At 51.6% G+C, this 22,732-nt stretch carries 22 protein-coding genes; 14 read left to right on the forward strand and 8 right to left on the reverse strand.

Annotated elements, in window-relative coordinates; translation table 11 throughout:
• Positions 1–30: 30 nt before the first annotated feature.
• On the reverse strand, positions 31–669 hold the full coding sequence (gene rutR / locus ACU8XX_RS15290) for an HTH-type transcriptional regulator RutR (protein ID WP_001301219.1): 639 nt from the start codon (positions 667–669) through the stop codon (positions 31–33).
• A 287-nt stretch (positions 670–956) separates the two neighbouring features.
• Here rutR and rutA point away from each other — a divergent pair, with 287 nt between their 5' ends.
• The 7 genes from rutA to rutG are packed head-to-tail and all read left to right on the forward strand — an operon-like array spanning position 957 to position 6,400.
• Entirely contained in the window at positions 957–2,048 is a 1,092-nt protein-coding gene (gene rutA / locus ACU8XX_RS15295; protein ID WP_001301233.1) for a pyrimidine utilization protein A, read from the forward strand.
• Entirely contained in the window at positions 2,048–2,740 is a 693-nt protein-coding gene (gene rutB / locus ACU8XX_RS15300; RefSeq protein ID WP_001307708.1) for a peroxyureidoacrylate/ureidoacrylate amidohydrolase RutB, read from the forward strand. Before rutA ends, rutB begins: the two co-directional genes overlap by 1 nt.
• An 11-nt stretch (positions 2,741–2,751) precedes the next feature.
• Positions 2,752–3,138, forward strand: coding sequence for a 3-aminoacrylate deaminase (gene rutC / locus ACU8XX_RS15305; protein WP_001126780.1), 387 nt, complete (start codon positions 2,752–2,754; stop codon positions 3,136–3,138).
• Positions 3,139–3,145: 7 nt separating this feature from the next.
• Positions 3,146–3,946 (forward strand): pyrimidine utilization protein D, encoded by an 801-nt coding sequence (gene rutD, locus ACU8XX_RS15310; RefSeq protein WP_001619304.1) that lies wholly within the window; start codon positions 3,146–3,148, stop codon positions 3,944–3,946.
• Positions 3,947–3,955: 9 nt separating this feature from the next.
• Complete coding sequence (locus tag ACU8XX_RS15315; RefSeq protein WP_240765199.1) at positions 3,956–4,546, forward strand: malonic semialdehyde reductase; 591 nt, start codon at positions 3,956–3,958, stop codon at positions 4,544–4,546.
• A 10-nt stretch (positions 4,547–4,556) separates the two neighbouring features.
• On the forward strand, positions 4,557–5,051 hold the full coding sequence (gene rutF / locus ACU8XX_RS15320; RefSeq protein ID WP_001028095.1) for an NADH-dependent FMN reductase RutF: 495 nt from the start codon (positions 4,557–4,559) through the stop codon (positions 5,049–5,051).
• Positions 5,052–5,071: 20 nt separating this feature from the next.
• Positions 5,072–6,400: a pyrimidine utilization transport protein G gene (gene rutG / locus ACU8XX_RS15325; protein ID WP_012304885.1), complete on the forward strand. Its 1,329-nt coding sequence runs from the start codon at positions 5,072–5,074 to the stop codon at positions 6,398–6,400.
• A gap of 257 nt (positions 6,401–6,657) precedes the next feature.
• Here the strand turns inward: rutG and ACU8XX_RS15330 are convergent, their stop codons facing one another.
• Positions 6,658–6,831 carry a con-10 family general stress protein gene (locus tag ACU8XX_RS15330; RefSeq protein WP_001273658.1) on the reverse strand — a complete coding sequence of 58 codons (174 nt, stop codon included), beginning with the start codon at positions 6,829–6,831 and terminating at the stop codon, positions 6,658–6,660.
• Positions 6,832–7,203: 372 nt separating this feature from the next.
• On the opposite strand from ACU8XX_RS15330, the gene wrbA reads away from it, so the two are divergent.
• Together wrbA and ACU8XX_RS15340 are read left to right on the forward strand one after the other, a co-directional pair.
• On the forward strand, positions 7,204–7,800 hold the full coding sequence (gene wrbA, locus ACU8XX_RS15335) for an NAD(P)H:quinone oxidoreductase (RefSeq protein ID WP_001151437.1): 597 nt from the start codon (positions 7,204–7,206) through the stop codon (positions 7,798–7,800).
• Between the two features lie 20 nt (positions 7,801–7,820).
• Complete coding sequence (locus tag ACU8XX_RS15340) at positions 7,821–8,048, forward strand: YccJ family protein (protein ID WP_001143120.1); 228 nt, start codon at positions 7,821–7,823, stop codon at positions 8,046–8,048.
• A gap of 219 nt (positions 8,049–8,267) precedes the next feature.
• Here ACU8XX_RS15340 and agp read toward each other — a convergent pair whose 3' ends face one another.
• Complete coding sequence (gene agp / locus ACU8XX_RS15345) at positions 8,268–9,509, reverse strand: bifunctional glucose-1-phosphatase/inositol phosphatase (RefSeq protein ID WP_001717989.1); 1,242 nt, start codon at positions 9,507–9,509, stop codon at positions 8,268–8,270.
• A gap of 281 nt (positions 9,510–9,790) precedes the next feature.
• Positions 9,791–11,041 carry a YccE family protein gene (locus ACU8XX_RS15350; protein WP_016242036.1) on the reverse strand — a complete coding sequence of 417 codons (1,251 nt, stop codon included), beginning with the start codon at positions 11,039–11,041 and terminating at the stop codon, positions 9,791–9,793.
• Between the two features lie 260 nt (positions 11,042–11,301).
• Here ACU8XX_RS15350 and cbpA point away from each other — a divergent pair, with 260 nt between their 5' ends.
• A complete protein-coding gene (cbpA, locus tag ACU8XX_RS15355; protein ID WP_000420621.1) occupies positions 11,302–12,222 on the forward strand; it encodes a curved DNA-binding protein in 921 nt (306 codons plus the stop codon).
• Positions 12,222–12,527, forward strand: coding sequence for a chaperone modulator CbpM (gene cbpM / locus ACU8XX_RS15360; RefSeq protein ID WP_000024560.1), 306 nt, complete (start codon positions 12,222–12,224; stop codon positions 12,525–12,527). The genes cbpA and cbpM overlap by 1 nt, the downstream gene beginning before the upstream one ends.
• A gap of 92 nt (positions 12,528–12,619) precedes the next feature.
• Here the strand turns inward: cbpM and torD are convergent, their stop codons facing one another.
• The 3 genes from torD to torC are packed head-to-tail and all read right to left on the reverse strand — an operon-like array spanning position 12,620 to position 16,934.
• Positions 12,620–13,219, reverse strand: a complete 600-nt coding sequence (torD, locus tag ACU8XX_RS15365; protein ID WP_001408950.1) for a molecular chaperone TorD — start codon at positions 13,217–13,219, stop codon at positions 12,620–12,622.
• Positions 13,216–15,762 carry a trimethylamine-N-oxide reductase TorA gene (gene torA, locus ACU8XX_RS15370; protein ID WP_001408948.1) on the reverse strand — a complete coding sequence of 849 codons (2,547 nt, stop codon included), beginning with the start codon at positions 15,760–15,762 and terminating at the stop codon, positions 13,216–13,218. The genes torD and torA overlap by 4 nt, the downstream gene beginning before the upstream one ends.
• Positions 15,762–16,934 carry a pentaheme c-type cytochrome TorC gene (gene torC / locus ACU8XX_RS15375; RefSeq protein WP_001230242.1) on the reverse strand — a complete coding sequence of 391 codons (1,173 nt, stop codon included), beginning with the start codon at positions 16,932–16,934 and terminating at the stop codon, positions 15,762–15,764. The genes torA and torC overlap by 1 nt, the downstream gene beginning before the upstream one ends.
• A 129-nt stretch (positions 16,935–17,063) precedes the next feature.
• On the opposite strand from torC, the gene torR reads away from it, so the two are divergent.
• Entirely contained in the window at positions 17,064–17,756 is a 693-nt protein-coding gene (torR, locus tag ACU8XX_RS15380) for a two-component system response regulator TorR (protein ID WP_001120112.1), read from the forward strand.
• Here the strand turns inward: torR and torT are convergent.
• A complete protein-coding gene (torT, locus tag ACU8XX_RS15385) occupies positions 17,729–18,757 on the reverse strand; it encodes a TMAO reductase system periplasmic protein TorT (protein WP_016242035.1) in 1,029 nt (342 codons plus the stop codon). The two genes, torR and torT, sit on opposite strands and share 28 nt — an antisense overlap.
• Before the next feature lie 82 nt (positions 18,758–18,839).
• Here torT and torS point away from each other — a divergent pair, with 82 nt between their 5' ends.
• Together torS and ACU8XX_RS15395 are read left to right on the forward strand one after the other, a co-directional pair.
• Complete coding sequence (gene torS, locus ACU8XX_RS15390) at positions 18,840–21,584, forward strand: TMAO reductase system sensor histidine kinase/response regulator TorS (RefSeq protein WP_071998935.1); 2,745 nt, start codon at positions 18,840–18,842, stop codon at positions 21,582–21,584.
• A 71-nt stretch (positions 21,585–21,655) separates the two neighbouring features.
• Positions 21,656–22,729 carry a 4Fe-4S binding protein gene (locus ACU8XX_RS15395; protein ID WP_000818477.1) on the forward strand — a complete coding sequence of 358 codons (1,074 nt, stop codon included), beginning with the start codon at positions 21,656–21,658 and terminating at the stop codon, positions 22,727–22,729.
• The last annotated feature ends 3 nt before the right edge of the window (positions 22,730–22,732 follow it).

Consider the following 22,732-nt stretch of genomic DNA (forward strand, 5'->3'; position numbering starts at 1 on the left):
CGGAGGATGTTACAACCTCCTCCGGCATCTTTAACGTGGTCGAATCCCCTCAATAATAATCCGCTGCACGTTTTCAACCGTTTGATTGAAAAATACCTCATCGCGCAACGTCGCGCCTGTCACCGCCTCCACCTGAGGGGCGAAATCGGCGTAATGTTGAGTGGAAGCCCAAATCATAAAAATCAAATGCTGCGGATCAATCGGCGCGAGTTTGCCGCTTTTGACCCAACCGGCAATCAGCGCCGATTTCTCATCAATTAATGCCTTCAAATCGCCCGTCAGTTCATCCATTAACAGCGGCGCGCCTGCCAGCATCTCCATACAGAACAGGCGCGAAGCCTGCGGATAATCGCGTGAGACTTCCAGCTTCAGACGGATGTACTCTTTGATCGCCGCCAGCGGGGCGAAATCTTCTCGAAACGCTTTTAACGGTGCCAGCCAGATATCGAGAATCTGCCGCAGCACGGCAATATACAGCGCCTCTTTTGACGGAAAGTAATACAGCAGATTGGTTTTTGAAACACCCGCCAACTCTGCGATCTGCTCCAGCCTTGTGCCGTGAAAACCGAATTGTGAAAAAGTGTCCAGTGCTGCGCTAAGAATCGCTTTTTTCTTCGCGCTTACTACGCGCGAACGTTTACCCGTTGTTTTCACTGCGCCTTGCGTCATGCGCTCTCCCCTCTTGTAGATTGGCAACAGGATAGCAAAACCCCCGCCCGGCCTCGACCTTCTGCACTCTCATCGCGCACGGATGCATGTTTTATGTGCAACTGTTTTGACCGTTTAGTCCGCTTTTTACCAGATATTTTAGATAACTTAACATTAACACATTAATAATATTCACTTTTTAAAAACTGGCATCCACTTTGCAAACAAGCCATTACGCGGCTGAAAAGGATATGCAGGACGCAGTGCCCCGTCTGACTTTCACTTTACGAGACGAAGAGAGGTTGATGATGAAAATTGGCGTATTCGTACCTATTGGCAACAACGGCTGGCTCATTTCGACCCACGCGCCGCAGTACATGCCGACCTTTGAACTGAATAAAGCCATCGTGCAAAAAGCGGAGCACTACCATTTCGATTTCGCCCTGTCGATGATCAAACTGCGTGGCTTTGGCGGCAAAACTGAGTTCTGGGATCACAACCTTGAGTCGTTCACCTTGATGGCGGGGCTGGCGGCCGTGACCTCGCGCATTCAGATTTACGCCACCGCCGCCACCTTAACGTTACCTCCAGCAATCGTCGCCCGTATGGCCGCAACCATCGACTCAATCTCTGGCGGGCGTTTTGGCGTCAACCTCGTGACTGGCTGGCAAAAGCCCGAGTATGAGCAGATGGGTATCTGGCCTGGCGATGACTATTTCTCCCGTCGTTACGACTATCTCACCGAGTATGTTCAGGTGCTGCGCGACCTGTGGGGCACGGGAAAAAGCGATTTTAAAGGCGATTTTTTCACCATGAATGATTGTCGCGTCAGTCCGCAACCGAGTGTCCCTATGAAAGTGATCTGCGCCGGGCAAAGCGACGCTGGCATGGCGTTCTCCGCCCAGTATGCCGATTTCAACTTCTGTTTCGGCAAAGGCGTAAATACACCCACGGCTTTCGCCCCGACCGCTGCGCGGATGAAACAGGCCGCAGAGCAAACCGGGCGCGACGTTGGCTCTTATGTATTGTTTATGGTGATTGCCGATGAAACCGACGATGCCGCTCGCGCCAAATGGGAACACTACAAAGCGGGCGCGGATGAAGAGGCGTTAAGCTGGCTAACCGAACAAAGTCAGAAAGATACCCGCTCAGGTACTGACACCAACGTCCGTCAGATGGCCGATCCCACTTCGGCGGTAAACATCAATATGGGGACGTTAGTCGGTTCTTACGCCAGTGTCGCGCGCATGTTAGATGAAGTCGCAAGCGTGCCTGGTGCCGAAGGCGTGCTGTTAACCTTCGACGATTTTCTGTCGGGAATCGAAACCTTCGGCGAGCGCATTCAACCACTGATGCAGTGCCGCGCCCATCTCCCTGTGCTGACTCAGGAGGTGGCATGATGACGACATTAACCGCTCGACCGGAAGCCATTACCTTCGATCCGCAGCAAAGTGCGCTGATCGTGGTGGATATGCAAAACGCCTATGCCACGCCAGGCGGCTACTTAGATCTCGCCGGGTTTGATGTCTCAACCACTCGCCCGGTCATTGCCAACATTCAAACCGCCGTGACTGCAGCGCGAGCGGCAGGGATGTTGATCATCTGGTTTCAAAATGGCTGGGATGAACAGTATGTCGAGGCTGGCGGCCCTGGCTCACCGAATTTTCATAAATCGAACGCCCTGAAAACCATGCGTAAACAGCCGCAGCTGCAGGGGAAATTGCTGGCGAAAGGCTCCTGGGATTATCAACTGGTGGATGAACTGGTGCCGCAGCCTGGCGATATTGTGCTGCCGAAGCCGCGCTACAGCGGTTTCTTCAATACGCCGCTGGACAGCATTTTGCGCAGCCGCGGAATACGCCATCTGGTTTTCACCGGCATCGCTACCAACGTCTGCGTCGAATCGACGCTACGCGACGGCTTTTTTCTGGAGTATTTCGGCGTGGTGCTGGAAGACGCAACTCACCAGGCGGGGCCGGAATTTGCGCAGAAAGCTGCGTTGTTCAATATCGAAACCTTTTTTGGCTGGGTCAGCGACGTCGAAACGTTCTGCGACGCGCTTTCTCCCACGTCCTTTGCTCGTATCGCTTAAGGAGTTTAACGATGCCAAAATCCGTAATTATTCCCGCTGGCAGCAGCGCACCGCTGGCCCCCTTCGTTCCCGGCACGCTGGCTGATGGAGTGGTGTATGTCTCCGGTACGCTGGCTTTTGATCAACATAATAACGTGCTGTTTGCCGATGACCCAAAGGCGCAAACCCGCCACGTTCTGGAAACCATCCGCAAGGTGATCGAGACGGCGGGTGGCACGATGGCGGATGTGACCTTCAACAGCATCTTTATTACCGACTGGAAAAATTACGCCGCGATTAACGAAATCTACGCCGAGTTTTTTCCGGGTGATAAACCGGCGCGATTCTGCATTCAGTGCGGACTGGTAAAACCTGACGCGCTGGTGGAAATCGCCACAATTGCGCATATCGCCAAGTGAGGCCGCGATGAAACTTTCACTCTCACCTCCCCCTTATGCTGATGCACCCGTAGTGGTGTTGATTTCGGGTCTTGGCGGTAGCGGCAGTTACTGGTTACCGCAACTGGCGGTGCTGGAGCAGGAGTATCAGGTAGTCTGTTACGACCAGCGCGGCACCGGCAATAATCCCGACACACTGGCAGAAGATTACAGTATCGCCCAGATGGCAGCGGAACTGCATCAGGTGCTGGTAGCCGCAGGGATTGAGCATTACGCGGTGGTCGGCCATGCGCTCGGTGCGCTGGTGGGAATGCAGCTGGCGCTGGATTATCCCGCGTCGGTAACTGTGCTGGTCAGCGTTAACGGCTGGCTACGAATAAACGCCCATACGCGCCGCTGTTTTCAGGTTCGCGAACGATTACTGTATAGCGGTGGCGCGCAGGCATGGGTGGAAGCGCAGCCGTTGTTCCTCTATCCCGCCGACTGGATGGCGGCCCGCGCACCTCGCCTTGAGGCAGAAGACGCGCTGGCACTGGCGCATTTTCAGGGCAAAAATAATTTACTGCGTCGACTTAACGCCCTCAAACGCGCTGACTTTAGTCACCATGCGGATCGCATCCGCTGCCCGGTGCAAATCATCTGCGCCAGTGATGATCTGCTGGTGCCATCAGCATGTTCCAGTGAACTTCATGCCGCCCTGCCCGATAGCCAGAAAATGGTGATGCGCTATGGCGGACACGCCTGCAACGTGACCGATCCCGAAACGTTTAATGCTCTGTTACTCAACGGGCTTGCCAGCCTGTTACATCACCGTGAAGCCGCCCTGTAAGGAATTGCTATGAACGAAGCCGTTAGCCCAGGTGCGCTTAGCACCCTGTTCACCGATGCCCGCACTCACAATGGCTGGCGGGAGACACCCGTCAGCGATGAGACGTTACGGGAGCTTTATGCCCTAATGAAATGGGGGCCGACATCAGCTAACTGTTCTCCGGCACGTATCGTGTTTATCCGCACTGCAGAGGGAAAAGAACGTCTGCGCCCGGCGCTTTCCAGCGGCAATCTGCAAAAAACCCTGACCGCGCCCGTCACCGCTATCGTCGCATGGGACAGTGAATTTTATGAACGGTTACCGCAACTGTTTCCTCACGGCGATGCCCGCAGTTGGTTTACCTCCAGCCCACAACTTGCCGAAGAAACAGCGTTTCGCAACAGTTCCATGCAGGCGGCCTATCTTATCATCGCTTGCCGTGCGCTGGGACTGGATACCGGCCCGATGTCGGGTTTTAACCGTCAACACGTTGACGACGCCTTTTTTGCGGGCAGCACGCTGAAGAGCAATCTGCTGATTAATATCGGCTATGGCGATAGCAGCAAACTTTTTGCGCGCCTGCCACGTCTGTCCTTTGAAGAAGCCTGCGGGCTGTTGTAAGGAGCAAACTATGAACATTGTCGATCAACAAACTTTTCGCGATGCGATGTCCTGCATGGGCGCGGCGGTCAATATCATCACCACGGACGGTCCAGCCGGGCGCGCCGGGTTCACCGCCAGCGCCGTCTGCAGCGTGACCGACACGCCGCCCACATTACTGGTGTGCCTGAATCGTGGGGCGTCCGTCTGGCCGGTATTCAATGAAAATCGAACGCTGTGTGTAAATACACTTAGCGCCGGGCAGGAGCCGCTTTCAAACCTTTTTGGCGGCAAAACGCCCATGGAACACCGCTTTGCCGCCGCCCGCTGGCAGACTGGTGTGACCGGATGCCCGCAACTGGAAGAGGCGCTGGTTTCGTTTGACTGCCGTATCAGCCAGGTGGTGAGCGTCGGCACCCACGACATTTTGTTTTGCGCCATCGAAGCGATTCATCGTCACGCCACACCCTACGGGCTGGTGTGGTTCGATCGCAGTTATCACGCGCTGATGCGCCCTGCTTGTTAACCTCCTTAAGGAGACAGCTGATGGCAATGTTCGGTCTTCCTCACTGGCAGTTAAAATCGACCTCTACAGAGAGCGGCGTGGTCGCGCCGGATGAACGATTGCCGTTTGCTCAGACGGCAATAATGGGCGTTCAACACGCGGTGGCGATGTTTGGCGCGACGGTGTTAATGCCGATTCTGATGGGGCTGGATCCCAATCTTTCCATTTTAATGTCGGGGATCGGCACATTACTGTTTTTCTTTATTACCGGCGGGCGCGTCCCCAGTTATCTCGGTTCCAGCGCGGCTTTTGTCGGCGTGGTGATTGCCGCGACGGGCTTTAACGGTCAGGGCATTAACCCGAATATCAGCATTGCGCTGGGCGGGATTATCGCCTGTGGGCTGGTTTATACCGTCATTGGCCTGGTGGTGATGAAAATCGGTACACGCTGGATTGAACGGCTAATGCCGCCGGTGGTGACGGGTGCGGTGGTGATGGCGATTGGCCTGAACTTAGCGCCTATCGCAGTGAAAAGTGTATCGGCTTCGGCCTTTGATAGCTGGATGGCGGTAATGACGGTGCTGTGTATTGGGCTGGTGGCGGTGTTTACCCGTGGCATGATCCAGCGATTATTGATTCTCGTAGGATTAATTGTCGCCTGTCTGCTGTATGGCGTGATGACCAACGTTTTAGGGCTGGGAAAAGCCGTCGATTTTACTCTCGTCAGCCATGCTGCCTGGTTCGGTTTGCCACATTTTTCCACTCCTGCTTTTAATGGTCAGGCAATGATGCTGATTGCGCCCGTGGCGGTGATTCTGGTGGCGGAAAACTTAGGCCATCTCAAGGCGGTCGCCGGGATGACCGGACGCAATATGGATCCATATATGGGACGGGCATTCGTCGGTGATGGGCTGGCGACGATGCTTTCTGGTTCTGTCGGTGGCAGCGGCGTAACCACCTACGCCGAGAATATCGGTGTAATGGCCGTGACAAAAGTCTACTCGACGCTGGTGTTTGTCGCTGCTGCCGTCATCGCCATGCTGTTGGGCTTTTCACCGAAATTTGGCGCGCTGATTCATACCATTCCGGCCGCGGTGATTGGTGGTGCATCAATTGTTGTGTTCGGGCTGATTGCCGTCGCAGGCGCAAGGATCTGGGTACAAAACCGTGTCGATTTAAGCCAGAACGGTAATTTGATTATGGTCGCAGTAACCTTAGTGCTGGGCGCGGGTGATTTTGCTCTCACGCTGGGCGGTTTTACGTTGGGAGGGATTGGTACAGCAACCTTTGGCGCGATTTTACTCAATGCGTTGTTAAGCAGAAAGTTGGTTGACGTTCCACCGCCAGAAGTTGTTCATCAGGAGCCATAAACAGAAAACCGCCGGGATTACCCGGCGGTGCAGATTGTTGACAACGTACGCATTGTTCATGCCGGATGCGGCGTAAACGCCTTATCCGGCCTACAAAACAGTGCAAATTCAATATATTGCAATCTTCTGGTAGGCCTGATAAGCATCGCGCATCAGGCAAGCTTACATTTGTCATCAGTATCAACCACCGGGTAACCGGCGGTGATGGCTTTTTGACGAGCTACAGACAAAAATGCATTCGTCATTGATTAGCCCGGCTAGTTGTCGCTTTTGCCGTGACTGCTCTTGCCACCTTTTTTACCTGCTTCAGATGCGCGCTGCGGGTCATTCTTGAAATTACCCCCGCTGTGCTGTCCACCTTTTTTACCTGCTTCTGATGCTCTTTCGCGGTCTTCTGCAAAATTGCCGGAACCGCCTCGATGGTTTGCCATTACTGACCTCCGTCTGGGTATAGACATCATATTGCATAGAATTAACGCGGCGTATGGCGGCTGCCATATTTTCGCTACGTGGGACTAAGCTTAGTGAACTGACGCGGGCAGACCCGCGTTTGGTAATATCCTGCAACAGCTTCTTAGCGAGAATAGATATCATCTCCAATAATTATCCATAAGCCGCTCTTATGATTAAAAAAACGCGATGAGATAAAAATGTGTCATTTTGCGACAAAATTGCGTGCTTGTGAAAGTTGTTATAAATCAAATAAGTGGTTGTGAAATTTGCACTCTGAAAAGGACGTCTTATCTTTAAATAAGTGGTAGCGAATCGCTACGGAATAGAGATAACACGAGGAGTGGTTAGAAATGGCTAAAGTTCTGGTGCTTTATTATTCCATGTACGGACATATTGAAACGATGGCACGCGCAGTCGCTGAGGGTGCAAGCAAAGTGGATGGCGCTGAAGTTGTCGTTAAGCGTGTACCGGAAACCATGCCGCCGCAATTATTTGAAAAAGCAGGCGGTAAAACGCAAACTGCACCGGTTGCAACCCCGCAAGAACTGGCCGATTACGACGCCATTATTTTTGGTACACCTACCCGCTTTGGCAACATGTCCGGTCAAATGCGTACCTTCCTCGACCAGACGGGCGGCCTGTGGGCTTCCGGCGCACTATACGGAAAACTGGCGAGCGTCTTTAGTTCCACCGGTACTGGCGGCGGTCAGGAACAAACCATCACATCCACCTGGACGACCCTTGCGCATCACGGCATGGTAATTGTCCCCATTGGCTACGCAGCGCAGGAATTATTTGACGTTTCACAGGTTCGCGGCGGTACGCCGTACGGCGCAACAACCATCGCAGGCGGTGACGGCTCACGCCAGCCAAGCCAGGAAGAACTGTCTATTGCTCGTTATCAAGGGGAATATGTCGCAGGTCTGGCAGTTAAACTTAACGGCTAATCTTCAACAGGAGGATACGCATGCCAACTCAAGAAGCGAAAGCTCATCACGTCGGTGAATGGGCATCTCTGCGCAATACGTCGCCGGAAATAGCCGAGGCCATTTTCGAAGTCGCCGGGTACGACGAAAAAATGGCGGAAAAGATTTGGGAAGAAGGTAGCGATGAAGTGTTAGTCAAAGCCTTTGCTAAGACCGATAAAGATTCGCTTTTTTGGGGCGAACAGACCATCGAACGTAAAAACGTTTAACCAGCGGCTCCCCCGCTTCACGCGGGGGGGCTTTCAAATTGTTGACAAAGTGCGCTTTGTTCATGCCGGATGCGGCGTGAACGCCTTATCCGGCCTACATGATCGTGCAAATTCGATATAGTGCAATTCTCGGGTAGGCCTGATAAGCGTAGCGCATCAGGCAATCTCACGTTTGTCATCAATCTCATACTCCCCCGCTTCTCGCGGGGGAGTTTTCTGTTATTTCACCGCTTCATTCAACACGCTATCAAATTTATCCATCGGGCAGAAACCGTTGGCATCTATCGGGCAACCGCTTAATTCCAGCGTCACACGCTGAGCAGGTGCCTGCAGGGTTAACGCATCGGCATTACGTAACTGTTCCGCACTCTGGTACACATATTCAATTTTCATCAAATCGCGATTGGCTTTGCTGTCATGCCAACGCTGGAAAACGATTTTGCCGCCAATCGGCGTGCGTTCGTTCTGGTCATGCAACTGATACGGTTTGAAATCCAGCGCCGTTAACAGAGAGGCAATGTTGGAGTCATGCCCAACTAACACCGTGATTTTTGGTGCACTGGTGCGATCGGTGACCAGGGCTTTGTCGATATAACTGACCAGCGGTTTCGCAACATTGCGCGCCACTTCCGGTGAGGTAAACAGGCTGTCCTGGTAACCGTTTTTCAGCTTCGACAACACCTTCCATTGCTGGTCAGATTTGATTTCTCCCCAGGCCACCTGATCCATCGGAAAACCTTCGTAGTATTGCAAAGTAAACGCATCTACCAGCGAGTTGCCGACTTTCAGCGGCCCGGAAACACCTGGTTCTTGTTGATACTTCGCGCTAAAGGTATTTTTGCCATCCACCAGCGAACACTGTTGTTTCTCTTTACAGGCAGGGGAATCTTTATAGTTAACGATTTTTTCCAGTAGCTGGTAGCTGTCGGTAAGCTGGAGTTTGCTGAGCTCTTTCTCCATTGCCGCAACCGCCTGTTCACTGAATGCGGCGGAATCATCGGTGATCACCGGGTTAAAGGTTGGGTCCATGGTGCCCATTTTTTCCTGGTGATGCACAGGAATATCACACCCCGGGAATGCGCCGGTAATAAAGAACTGTGCGGTCGCGACAGTACGTTGCAGACTATTGGCATAGGCATAAACGGTGTCCGGCGGCGGGCATTCCCCCGATTTCACCATTCCCTGCTCTGCCAGCCATTCACGCATGTAATGGCCCATATACACTTCGAGCACACCACCTTTGGTGGTGAGTTGCCCACCGGGGACGTCCCATTCGGGCCATTTATTCGGCGTCGACTGTTCCAGAACACTGCCATTGTTCGCCAGCGGCGCACGTAAGTTATGGCGGCTCATCATGAGCACTTGCTGTAGCTGATAGCCTTCCGGTACGGTTTGTGCCTGAGCATTTGAAGCGAGTAAAACTATCCCTGCCACAGTTGCGGTGATTAGCGTTTTGTTCATTCCTGGCACCTCTTTTGTTATCAATCACTAAAGAGTGTGACAGAAATATGACTTTTTTCCGGGAACAGGTTCGCAAAATGGCTTGTTGAACACCTGTTTTTCTATATACATCTTTAAAAACAGGCAAACTATGCCAGATTAGCCTCTGCCTCGCGTACGCCGCTGATGATTACACCTGTGGCTAAATAGAATATCAGCGGCGTTACTAATACAGAGGCAATAGTACCAATAATAAGAGAAGTGAGGCTAATAACAATGGTTTATAACACATGCCTTTGTCATTAAATTGCATAACGATTTAAATAGTCAAGTTGTGCATTCATTTCCTTATTGTTTAACTTGTAAGCCTGAGCAAAAAGTTCAGGAGGGAGGTAAACGTCATAATGATTGCCAGTGTTTATTAAATAACCATACTCAAGATCTTCATCTGTTGAAAAGGATTCATTCCCTAAGGAGATTGATGCTACATTACTATTAACAATAAATAATGAGCAAATGCTATCTGAAAGAACAGCAAGAAAATTCTTCACCGCATTAATCCTATCCGACGTGTCGGTATCTAAAGCAAGCAAATTATTGTTATCATTAAATATAAACTCGGGTAAATGCAGGATACATTTTTCGTTATTCAAGCAACTATCAATGAATTGTTTTTTAAAAAACAGAAAGCTCCATGACATATGACTACCCACACCCTGAATTTTGTTGTCAGATTGCAGATCAACGCCAAATAATGTCTTAACATCTTCCCTGAGATCATAGAATGCCGCATCAACAAGAGCCTCGATCGTTTGTTTATCAACAATTTTAATAAACTCTTCGTATACTTCCTTTTGCGTCTTATGACTGCCCAGCGCCCATGAATAATCATGTTGTTTTAAAACCAGTATGGCTCTTAACAGACAATATCCATCGCCATCTACTGGAGCGTATTTTAATTCATAAGTTTTATTAATTTCACTCTGAATAAAAGATATATCAGACAAATCAATACCAGTATCTAAATCAGATATTCCCGGTGTATTTATCCATTCTGGCTGAACACTAATATTTTCATCATCTAAACAATACTCAGAAAAAACATCATCACACAAACCTTCAATAAATTTTATAAAATTAAGCCAACAATAACCTTTAAAATCTGCGATAGTCTCTGAACTTCTGTCCGGCAATGATATAATAACAAGCTCTCTCTCTTGAGAATATTTTATAGTATATGTAAAACCTCCTGAAACTCCTGAATAAATTTGCGTATCTTTAGTATGCAATGTTTTCAAAAATGAAGATAAATCATTATCATTCTGCATTTCCTCAAATTCTTTTTCTAGTGATTCACATTCCAGACATGGAGTATCCTCTTCATTTACTTTACGTCTGAGTTCATTGTATAACCGCATAAAACACACCAGTGTGTTTTCAAAAAGCGTGATTGAATATGTTTGATTTTTTTCGTACTCATTTTTTATATCGTTCCAGGCCTGTTTCAAATAATTATTTGCAGTGCAACTAATTCCATGTATATTACTACCCATATATAGCGTCTATAAAATTTAATAAATAATGACGCCCTAGTTAAACTTAAAGTGCCTGGTTCCACTATCAAAAATCGCTCACCCTTTTTCACCTGTTTAAAATATGTTCAGCAACCCATCTTGATGGCGACCTCCTCTCCGCGATGATTTCAATAACATATTCTGTGTTGGCATATGAAATTTTGAGGATTACCCTACACTTATAGGAGTTACCTTACAGGGGTTCCTTCAATTTGTGTTGATTTACGCGAGATAACGCTATGGAATTAAAGGATTATTACGCCATCATGGGCGTGAAACCGACGGACGATCTCAAGACAATCAAGACCGCCTATCGTCGACTGGCCCGTAAATACCATCCTGATGTCAGCAAAGAACCGGATGCCGAAGCCCGCTTCAAAGAGGTCGCTGAAGCCTGGGAAGTGTTAAGTGATGAACAACGTCGCGCTGAGTATGATCAGATGTGGCAACATCGCAACGATCCGCAATTTAACCGTCAGTTCCATCATGGCGACGGTCAGAGTTTTAATGCCGAAGATTTTGACGATATCTTCTCGTCAATTTTCGGTCAGCATGCCCGCCAGAGCCGTCAACGCCCCGCCACACGCGGCCACGATATTGAAATCGAAGTGGCGGTATTCCTCGAAGAAACGCTGACTGAGCATAAGCGTACCATCAGCTATAACCTGCCGGTTTATAACGCCTTTGGCATGATCGAACAGGAAATCCCGAAAACGCTGAATGTGAAGATCCCGGCGGGCGTCGGCAATGGTCAACGCATCCGTCTGAAAGGCCAGGGGACGCCGGGCGAAAACGGTGGTCCAAATGGCGATTTGTGGCTGGTGATTCATATTGCGCCACATCCGCTGTTCGATATTGTCGGCCAGGATCTGGAAATTGTGGTGCCGGTTAGCCCGTGGGAAGCGGCGCTGGGTGCTAAAGTCACCGTTCCAACACTGAAAGAAAGCATTTTGCTGACTATCCCGCCAGGCAGCCAGGCCGGGCAACGATTGCGCGTTAAAGGCAAAGGTCTGGTGAGCAAAAAACAGACCGGCGATCTGTATGCGGTACTGAAAATCGTGATGCCGCCGAAACCGGATGAAAACACTGCCGCGCTGTGGCAGCAACTGGCAGACGCCCAGTCGTCTTTTGATCCACGTAAAGATTGGGGGAAAGCATAATGGCTAATGTTACGGTGACTTTTACTATTACCGAATTTTGCCTGCATACCGGCATCTCTGAAGAGGAGTTGAATGAAATTGTCGGTTTGGGGGTGGTTGAACCGCGTGAGATCCAGGAAACAACCTGGGTATTTGACGACCATGCCGCCATCGTGGTGCAACGCGCAGTACGCCTGCGTCATGAACTGGCTCTGGACTGGCCTGGGATCGCGGTGGCGCTGACGTTAATGGATGATATTGCGCACCTGAAGCAGGAAAACCGCCTGCTGCGCCAGCGACTTTCCCGGTTTGTAGCTCATCCGTGATGTGTGTTTGCCGGATGTGATGACGCATCCGGCAACTGCCCCATAATGCCTGATGCGACGCTAAACGCGTCTTTTCAGGCGCACAAACGACGTTATCTGTTTTGGTGGTCGCTCTCCACTAACACCAGCAATAACTGGCTTAGTGCCGCGTAAAAACCAAAGCTGTCATACTGACGACAACGCGCAACAAACTCTGGTAACCATTGCCACAGCGCCGTCAGTGTTTTTTGCCGCAAACTGTCGATTCTTCGCGCAGGAACGGTCCCCTCTCCCAGCGAAAAATGCAGATGGCTGAGCAATTCGAGATAGATCGCCAGATGATCTGCCGGTTCGTTGAAATTGCCGCTGGTTTCCATCCCTGCCTCAACTAACAAGCGTTTAATCTCTTGCTCGTCCTGTTTGTAGGCCGATGCATACGGCAGCGCCGCTTGTTTGTCGGTCATCAGAAACAGGCCGCAAAAGTCAGCGGCCAGTTCCAGACGGGCATCGTCACGTACTGTCAGCGTGGCAATACAGTTTTCCAGCTCATTCACCGCCGCAGCCAGCGGCGGTTCGCTTTTCAGCAACGAAAACCATTCAGCCATCTGCGCACTGGCGATTTGCGTCAGTTGTTCATCGTCCAGCTCACGGGAGAACAACTGCGCTAGCCAGGCGTAAACACAGGCAATCTGTTGTGCTGTCAGCGTGGTCATGATTTCACCTGCGACGCGGGAACATATTCGCACTGCGCCACCATCTCCACGGGGCCGTTAAACGCCGTCACCTGCTCCACTGTTCCGTTGTACTTCTCAATTTCCACCAGCGTAGTGTGCGCACTGGTCGCCTGCGCCAGCTGCGATGTACCGATGTCGATGGTCAACACGTTGGGGTTACCGTATTTGCACAGCGCACCAGGCTCGCCGCCTTTATCTGGATCGTACCATGCCCCTTCGTGAATTCGTGCCACGCCGGGTGCATAGCGGTCAGAAACCACTGCCCCTGCCAACACCTGACCGCGAGCGTTAAAGACGCGTACCACATCACCGTTACGAATACCGCGCGCGCTGGCATCCTGCGGGTTAATGAATACTGGCTCTTTACCCGCTACCGTATATTGCTGACGCAGCGTTTCCGACTCACATAACTGCGAGTGAAGTCGGAAATCCGGATGCACAGATTGCAGATGCAACGGATACTTTTGCGAGCCAGGCCCACCGTGGGAGCGTTCGATTTTCTCAAACCACATCGGATGCCCCTGACAATCGTCGTAGTTCATATCGGCGATAGTTTTCGAGTAGATCTCAATCAGGCCACTCGGCGTGCCCAGCGGTTCGAGATCCGGATCTTCGCGGAATGCCTGGTGGCGAACAAACATCTGCGGATGGTCAAACTCGACGTACTCTTTGTTATTCCAGAAGTCATCAAACGCTGGCAGATGAACGCCGCGTCCTTTGCCTTGCTGTACACCTTCCTGCCAGATGCGTTTCAGCCAGCCCATTTCGTCCAGCCCTTCGGTAAAGGCTTCTTCGCGATTAAAGCGACGGCACAGCTCGCGGAAAATATCGAAGTCGTTGCGCGCCTCGAACTGCGGCGGCACCACCTGTTTCATGGCGATAATGCCACGGTTGGAGTGATTGCCGTACTGGTCGAGATCGTTACGCTCAAACTGCGTGGTCGCAGGCAGTACGATATCGGCAAAGCGGCAGGTTGAGGTCCACTGGTTATCTATGGCGATAACCGTTTCCAGCTTGCGCCAGCCTTCAATAATGCGGTTGATCTGCTGATGGCGATGGAATGGGTTAGTTCCGGCAAAAATACACATTTTCAGCGGCGGCAGTTTTACCGATTTACCGTTCCAGTTGATCACTTTCCCCGGTTCGAGGATCGCATCGATAAAACGGGCAATCGGAATAGTGCTGCTGTAGCCTTTGTAGTCACTGTTGTCGTGAACAGGCGGAATCGACGTAGAGCCGGAGAAACCACTCAGAATAACGCCTTTACGCCCCGGCGTGCCTGCGCCGTTGTAGTGCCAGCCAAAACCAAAACCACCACCTGGCAGGCCAATTTGCCCCAGCATCGCCGCCAGAACCACAATCATCCACGCCCACTGTTCACCGTGCTGCATACGCTGCACGCACCAGCCAGCAATAATTTGCGTTCTGTTCGCCGCCATCTGCCGCGCCAGCCCACGAATGGTTTCGGCATCAATGCCGGTCAGTTTTTCAGCCCATGCGGCATCTTTCGGCTGACCGTCTTTCTCACCCAGCAGATACGGCAGGAACTGCTCAAAACCCACACAGTAGTTAGCAAGGAAGTTTTTGTCGTACAGGTTTTCACTGTACAGCGTATGTGCCAGCGCCAGTTGCAGCGGCACGTCAGTTTGCGGGTTAACCGCAATGTGCTTCACATGCTCGCGCCCCAGATACTCATGGGTGGATGTGACAACCGGATCGATGCTGATGACCTCAATTTCACCGGCGGCGACTTTCGCTTTTAGCTGCGCGTAATATTCATAAACATCGTGATCCGGGCACCACCAGTTCGCTTGCTGGTTTTTCAGCAAATCGGAGCCCCACAGCACAATGGTTTTGCTGTTCTGCAATACCAGCGGCCAGGAGGTTTGCTGTTCATACACTTCCATCGAACCGACTACGCGCGGCAGGATCACCTGCGCAGCACCGGTAGAGTAATCTCCGCCCGTACCAACGCTATTACCATGCAAGGCAATAGCTTTCGCCAGCATCCCCGAAGCGTTATGGAACATCCCCGTCGATTGCCAACCACTGGCGGTCAGCAAGGCACTCGGCCCGTGAGTTTTCTGCACGCGTTCCAGTTCTTCATAGAACATGTCGAGGGCTTCATCCCAGCTCACGCGCACAAAACGGTTATCACCGCGCTGGGAGGTATCGCTGAGATGGCGCTTACGCAGCCAGTCCACGCGTACCATCGGATAACGAATACGCGCCGCGTTGTGTACGTGATCCGGCAATCCGGCAATCATTTTCGACGGATATTTATCCAGTTCGAACGGTTTTGCCGCCACAAAGCGACCATCCTTCACCGTCGCGCGGATAGCCCCCCAGTGCGACCCGGTAAGAATGCCCTCTTTCGAGATGACAGCGTCAGTCGCCGCTTGCGCCGCAGTCGCACGTCGCGGCGTTAACAATGACGGCCCCAGCATCCCGGCGACGGTTAAGCCGCCGAGTTGTGCCAGAAAACGCCGACGTGATGCCTGAAAGAGATCGTTATTGTTCATTATTTTTCTTCCTTCTTATCGCCGTGAGCCTTACCTGCGGTGTCAGACGCATTCATTTGCAGATATTTCAACAAGGTGCGTTCTTCACGTTTATCGAGACTGGTAAAGCCAATCATGCCGTTGAGCGTGCCGATCCAACCGTTAGCGTCAAAGTGGGCGATTTCCGGTGCGCCGTGGCACTGGTTACAGGTGCCGTTGTACAACGAATCCGCATAAGCCCAGATCGGTTTGATATCGTTCACCATGTCGCCTTTCTTCATCCACGCAGTGGCCTGCAACTTGCTCCACTCGGTATTGGTGTCGGCAACGGTGGTTTTCTCCAGCGTTTTTACCTGCTGCTGCACATCACCACGAATCGAGGCAACAAAGATGCGTTTACCTGGGAATTGGGTGAGTACACGCTGACGTCCGGCGCTTTCCGTCCAGCCGGTAATTTCAATTTGCAGCCAGTCGCCGTCACGTTTAAGGACTTTCACTTCCGAAGCAGGCAGCAGAGAACCAGAGGCTTCTTTATCGCCTTTCGCCGCATAAATTGGCTTAATATCAATAGAGTACAGCGTGTCACCACTGTCATTAGCACTGGCGCGCAGCTCATCGAACTGCTTACGGAAGCCGCTACTCATATCCGGTAACTGGTGGGCAATACCTTTATGACAGTCGATGCAGGATTGATTATCTTTCGCTGCCACCTTCATCTGACGTGCCGCTTCAGGATGCTGCTTCGCATGATCCATCGCATCGTAGTTATGGCAGGAGCGGCAGGTTGCCGAGTTGTTTTCTTTCATTCGCGCCCATTCACGCTCGGCAAGTTCCGCGCGTTTGGCTTCGAATTTTTCAGGTGTATCAATGGAGTGAGCAATAAAGGTCTGGTAGATATCATTGCTCGCTTCCAGTTTGCGCTTCACCATGCCTGGAATATCCGGCGGGATATGACAGTCATGGCATTCAGCTCGCACGCCGGAGGCGTTCTGGAAATGCACCGACTGTTTATATTCTTCATACACCGGTTGCATACTGTGGCAACTGACACAAAATTCGGTTGTGCTGGTGACTTTGATCCCAACGTGTGGCAATACAATCAGCGCAATGCCAATCACAATCCCAATTGCGACCAGCGCCAGTACCGACCAACGAGCACTGGGTCGGCGTAGCGCGTTCCAGAGTTTCCGCATAATAGCCCCTGTAAAATTATGGTTTAGTGAAGCGATCTTAATGAGCAAATATGAACAGCGGCACTGGTCAGGATGAACGGCTTACGGCAGAATATGAACAGATATGAACAGAATGAGTAAAACCCTCTGATGCCACATCACATTGTTATTGTTGAAGATGAGCCGGTTACCCAGGCGCGATTACAATCTTACTTCACTCAGGAGGGGTATACCGTTTCCGTTACAGCGAGCGGTGCCGGGCTGCGGGAAATTATGCAGAATCAGCCGGTAGATTTAATTCTGCTGGATATCAACTTACCCGATGAAAATGGCCTGATGTTAACCCGCGCCCTGCGAGAACGCTCAACGGTGGGGATTATTCTGGTTACCGGACGCAGCGATCGGATTGACCGTATTGTTGGGCTGGAAATGGGCGCAGACGATTACGTCACCAAACCGCTGGAACTGCGCGAACTGGTAGTACGGGTGAAAAATCTGCTCTGGCGAATCGACCTCGCGCGACAAGCTCAACCGCACACTCAGGACAACTGCTATCGCTTTGCCGGTTATTGCCTGAATGTGTCGCGCCATACGCTGGAGCGGGATGGCGAGCCGATTAAACTGACCCGCGCAGAGTATGAAATGTTGGTGGCATTTGTGACGAATCCGGGCGAAATTCTCAGCCGTGAACGTCTGCTACGTATGCTTTCTGCGCGTCGGGTGGAAAACCCTGACCTGCGCACCGTCGATGTGTTAATTCGTCGTTTACGTCATAAACTCAGCGCGGATTTACTGGTGACGCAACATGGTGAAGGTTATTTCTTAGCCGCTGATGTGTGCTGATAAAAATAGACCGGACGAAATCCCCCTGGTGACAGCGAGCGGCGAATATGTTCACGGTCGGCATTTTTCGGCGTCAGAACTAAAATCGGTGGGCTGACATTATCAGACACCGATTGCCCCTGTAATTGCCTGATGGCCTGCTCAACCGCCAGTTCCCCCTGCCAGACCATTTGATCGCTGGCAGCCATAATCACTCTTCCCCGCTTCAGCCCGCGATACACCTGATGTGAAAGATAAAACGACACCACGGTAAGCGGCGTTTTCAGGTTACGCCCTTCACCCATTGCCGCCTCTGCCGCAATGGCCGTTCCGGCAACGACGTCGATTTCTGGGTGGCGTTCCAGCATCTCCTGCAACAGGTTACGCTGGATTTCAATATCGTTATCACCAAGCGCAATATCAACAATACGCACCGGGCTTCCGGCAATGGCTGCGCGAAAACCCTCGACCATCTCTTTACTGCCCCCGGCATTATCGGGTCCGGGCATCAACAGCACGTTCAGTGGTTTACCGTGCGTCCATTGCACCAAATATCGCCCAGGTTGATAGCCCATCTGAAACCAGGGTACACCAACGCGACTTTTCACCTGGGGAGCATCAATAGCATTTACCAGTTCGATCACCGGCAGACTTGCTACCTGCTTTTGCAGATCGGGAAATGAGGTCGTGCTACTACCGAGTAAAATGGCCTCTGCGCCCCACTGTTTACACTGGTCGATTTGTGCTTGCTGGGTAGCCAACTGGCTGTAGCCGCCTGCCTCCAGCACTTTTAAATCCACACCATAACGGCGAGCTGCCTCCTGCATACCATAGTTCAACGATAACCAGTATGAATCTTTCAGGCTGGGATAAAGCGCGCACAGTTTCCATGCGCGTTTGGCTTTAAGCGGCATAGAGGCTTGCACCGTGTAATGCTGCGCATCATGCCAGCGCAACAGGTTATCAGCCGAAAATGCCGATAACATGAAAAGGGAAAGAAGTAAAAATAGCAGTACGCGCATGATAGCCTCATCAATAATAAGGCTTTATGCTAGATGCATTCTGCTTTGCGACTCAACCTTTTTCACCTTAAGTGCACCGACCGTGAATTTAACCCTGACCCGAAGACTCTGGATGGGCTTTGCCCTGATGGCGCTGTTAACCCTGACCAGTACCCTGGTGGGATGGTACAACCTGCGCTTTATCAGCCAGGTGGAAAAAGACAACACTCAGGCATTGATTCCTACCATGAATATGGCGCGCCAGTTGAGCGAAGCCAGCGCCTGGGAACTTTTCGCCGCGCAGAACCTGACCAGTGCCGATAACGAAAAGATGTGGCAGGCGCAGGGGCGAATGCTCACCGCACAAAGCCTGAAGATTAATGCGTTGCTGCAAGCGTTACGGGAACAAGGTTTTGATACCACCGCTATTGAACAACAGGAGCAGGAGATCTCCCGTTCGTTACGTCAGCAAGGGGAACTGGTGGGGCGGCGTCTGCAACTACGCCAGCAACAACAGCAACTCAGTCAGCAGATAGTCGCTGCCGCCGATGAGATCGCACGCCTGGCGCAAGGTCAGGCGAATAATGCGACAACTTCCGCTGGAGCGACCCAGGCCGGGATTTACGATTTGATCGAACAAGATCAGCGTCAGGCTGCTGAAAGTGCACTCGATCGGCTGATTGATATCGATCTTGAGTATGTTAACCAGATGAATGAACTGCGCCTTAGCGCTCTGCGGGTGCAGCAAATGGTGATGAATCTGGGGCTGGAGCAGATCCAGAAAAATGCACCAACGCTGGAAAAGCAGCTCAATAATGCGGTGAAAATTCTGCAACGTCGGCAAATACGCATTGAAGATCCGGGTGTTCGTGCGCAGGTCGCAACAACGTTAACTACCGTTAGCCAATATAGCGATTTGCTGGCGCTGTATCAGCAGGACAGTGAAATCAGCAATCACCTACAAACTCTCGCACAAAATAACATCGCCCAGTTCGCGCAGTTTAGTAGCGAAGTCAGTCAGCTGGTCGACACCATTGAGCTGCGTAATCAGCACGGACTGGCGCATCTGGAAAAAGCCAGTGCACGCGGGCAATACAGCCTGTTATTGCTGGGGATGGTTTCACTTTGCGCACTGATTCTGATCCTCTGGCGCGTGGTTTATCGCTCAGTCACGCGTCCACTTGCCGAACAAACGCAGGCGCTGCAACGGCTGCTGGACGGTGATATTGACTCCCCTTTCCCGGAAACCGCTGGCGTACGGGAGCTGGATACCATCGGGCGGCTGATGGATGCGTTTCGCAGCAATGTTCATGCACTGAATCGCCACCGCGAACAGCTGGCGGCGCAGGTCAAAGCGCGTACAGCTGAATTGCAGGAACTGGTGATAGAACACCGACAGGCACGGGCGGAAGCAGAAAAAGCCAGCCAGGCAAAATCGGCGTTTCTGGCGGCGATGAGCCATGAGATCCGCACACCGCTGTACGGTATTCTCGGCACCGCACAGCTACTGGCAGATAACCCCGCACTTAACGCCCAGCGTGATGATTTGCGGGCAATTACCGACTCCGGCGAATCGTTGCTGACTATCCTCAACGATATTCTCGATTATTCGGCTATCGAAGCAGGTGGCAAGAATGTTTCGGTCAGCGATGAGCCCTTTGAACCGCGCCCGCTGCTGGAAAGTACCCTGCAATTAATGAGCGGACGGGTGAAAGGTCGCCCGATTCGCCTGGCAACGGCAATTGCCGATGATGTACCGAGCGCGTTAATGGGCGATCCGCGACGTATTCGTCAGGTTATAACCAACCTGTTGAGCAACGCCCTACGTTTTACTGACGAAGGGCAGATCGTTTTACGTAGCCGCACTGATGGTGAGCAATGGCTGGTCGAAGTGGAAGACAGCGGCTGCGGTATTGATCCCGCGAAACTGGCAGAAATCTTCCAGCCATTTGTGCAGGTAAGCGGCAAACGCGGCGGCACCGGGCTGGGACTGACTATCAGTAGCCGTCTGGCCCAGGCGATGGGCGGCGAACTGAGCGCCACCAGCACGCCGGAGGTTGGAAGCTGTTTTTGTTTACGCTTGCCGTTACGTGTTGCCACGGCACCCGTGCCAAAAACAGTCAATCAGGCGGTGCGTCTTGACGGTTTACGTTTGCTGTTAATTGAAGATAACCCGCTAACCCAGCGAATTACCGTTGAGATGCTGAACACCAGTGGTGCGCAGGTTGTTGCTGTTGGCAATGCCGCGCAGGCTTTAGAGACACTGCAAAATAGCGAACCGTTTGCTGCCGCACTGGTGGATTTTGATCTGCCGGATGTCGACGGCATTACGCTTGCCCGACAACTGGCACAGCAATATCCGTCGCTGGTTTTGATTGGCTTTAGCGCCCATGTCATTGACGAAACGCTGCGCCAGCGTACCAGTTCATTATTCCGCGGGATTATCCCTAAACCGGTGCCGCGTGAAGTGCTCGGTCAGTTACTGGCGCACTATCTCCAACTGCAAGTCAATAACGATCAATCGCTGGATGTATCGCAACTCAATGAAGATGCTCAGTTAATGGGGACGGAGAAGATCCACGAATGGCTGGTATTATTTACACAACATGCCCTGCCGCTTCTCGATGAAATCGACATTGCCCGCGCCAGTCAGGATAGCGAGAAAATAAAGCGTGCCGCGCATCAGCTAAAAAGCAGTTGCTCGAGTCTGGGAATGCGTAGCGCCAGTCAGCTATGCGCACAACTGGAGCAGCAGCCATTATCTGCCCCCCTTCCACACGAAGAAATTACATGCAGTGTTGCCGATCTGGAAGCATGGTTGAATAAGAAAGACCTGAACGCGATTTGAATCAATATCAGCCAGTTAAGAACAACTAGAATAGTGGCATTTGGTATGCAACTTAACGGACTGGCAAAATCATGGCAGAGAAAAAAAGAACCCGCTGGCAGCGGCGGCCAGGCACGACGGGCGGCAAATTACCGTGGAATGACTGGCGCAATGCCACGACCTGGCGTAAAGCGACGCAATTATTACTGTTGGCAATGAATATTTATATTGCCATCACGTTCTGGTATTGGGTGCGCTATTACGAAACGGCAAGTAGCACGACATTTGTCGCCAGACCGGGAGGTATCGAAGGCTGGCTACCGATTGCCGGTCTGATGAATCTGAAATATAGCCTTACAACAGGTCAGTTACCGTCCGTCCACGCCGCCGCGATGCTGTTATTGGTCGCTTTTATCGTCATCAGTCTATTACTCAAAAAGGCCTTTTGCTCATGGTTATGCCCGGTTGGTACGCTTTCTGAATTAATCGGCGATCTCGGTAACAAACTGTTTGGTCGGCAATGTGTCCTTCCCCGCTGGCTGGATATTCCTCTGCGCGGCGTGAAGTATTTGCTGTTGAGTTTTTTTCTCTATATCGCGTTATTGATGCCCGCTCAGGCGATTCACTATTTTATGTTGTCGCCCTACAGCGTGGTGATGGACGTAAAAATGCTCGATTTCTTTCGTCATATGGGGACCGCGACATTAATCAGCGTGACCGTTTTGCTGATTGCCAGCCTGTTTATTCGCCATGCCTGGTGTCGTTATCTTTGCCCATATGGCGCGCTGATGGGCGTGGTTTCGCTATTATCGCCGTTTAAGATTCGTCGCAATGCCGAAAGTTGTATCGGCTGTGGCAAATGCGCAAAAAATTGCCCATCACGGATCCCGGTAGATAAATTAATTCAGGTACGAACAGTGGAATGTACCGGCTGTATGACTTGCGTAGAGTCATGTCCGGTAGCCTCAACATTGACCTTTTCACTGCAAAAACCTGCGGCAAATAAAAAAGCTTTTGCGTTGTCTGGCTGGTTAATGACGCTACTGGTTCTGGGGATTATGTTCGCGGTGATTGGTTACGCAATGTATGCGGGAGTATGGCAAAGCCCGGTGCCGGAGGAATTGTACCGACGCTTAATTCCACAAGCGCCAATGATTGGTCACTAAATT

The organism is Escherichia sp. MAL-1 (assembly GCF_052948035.1).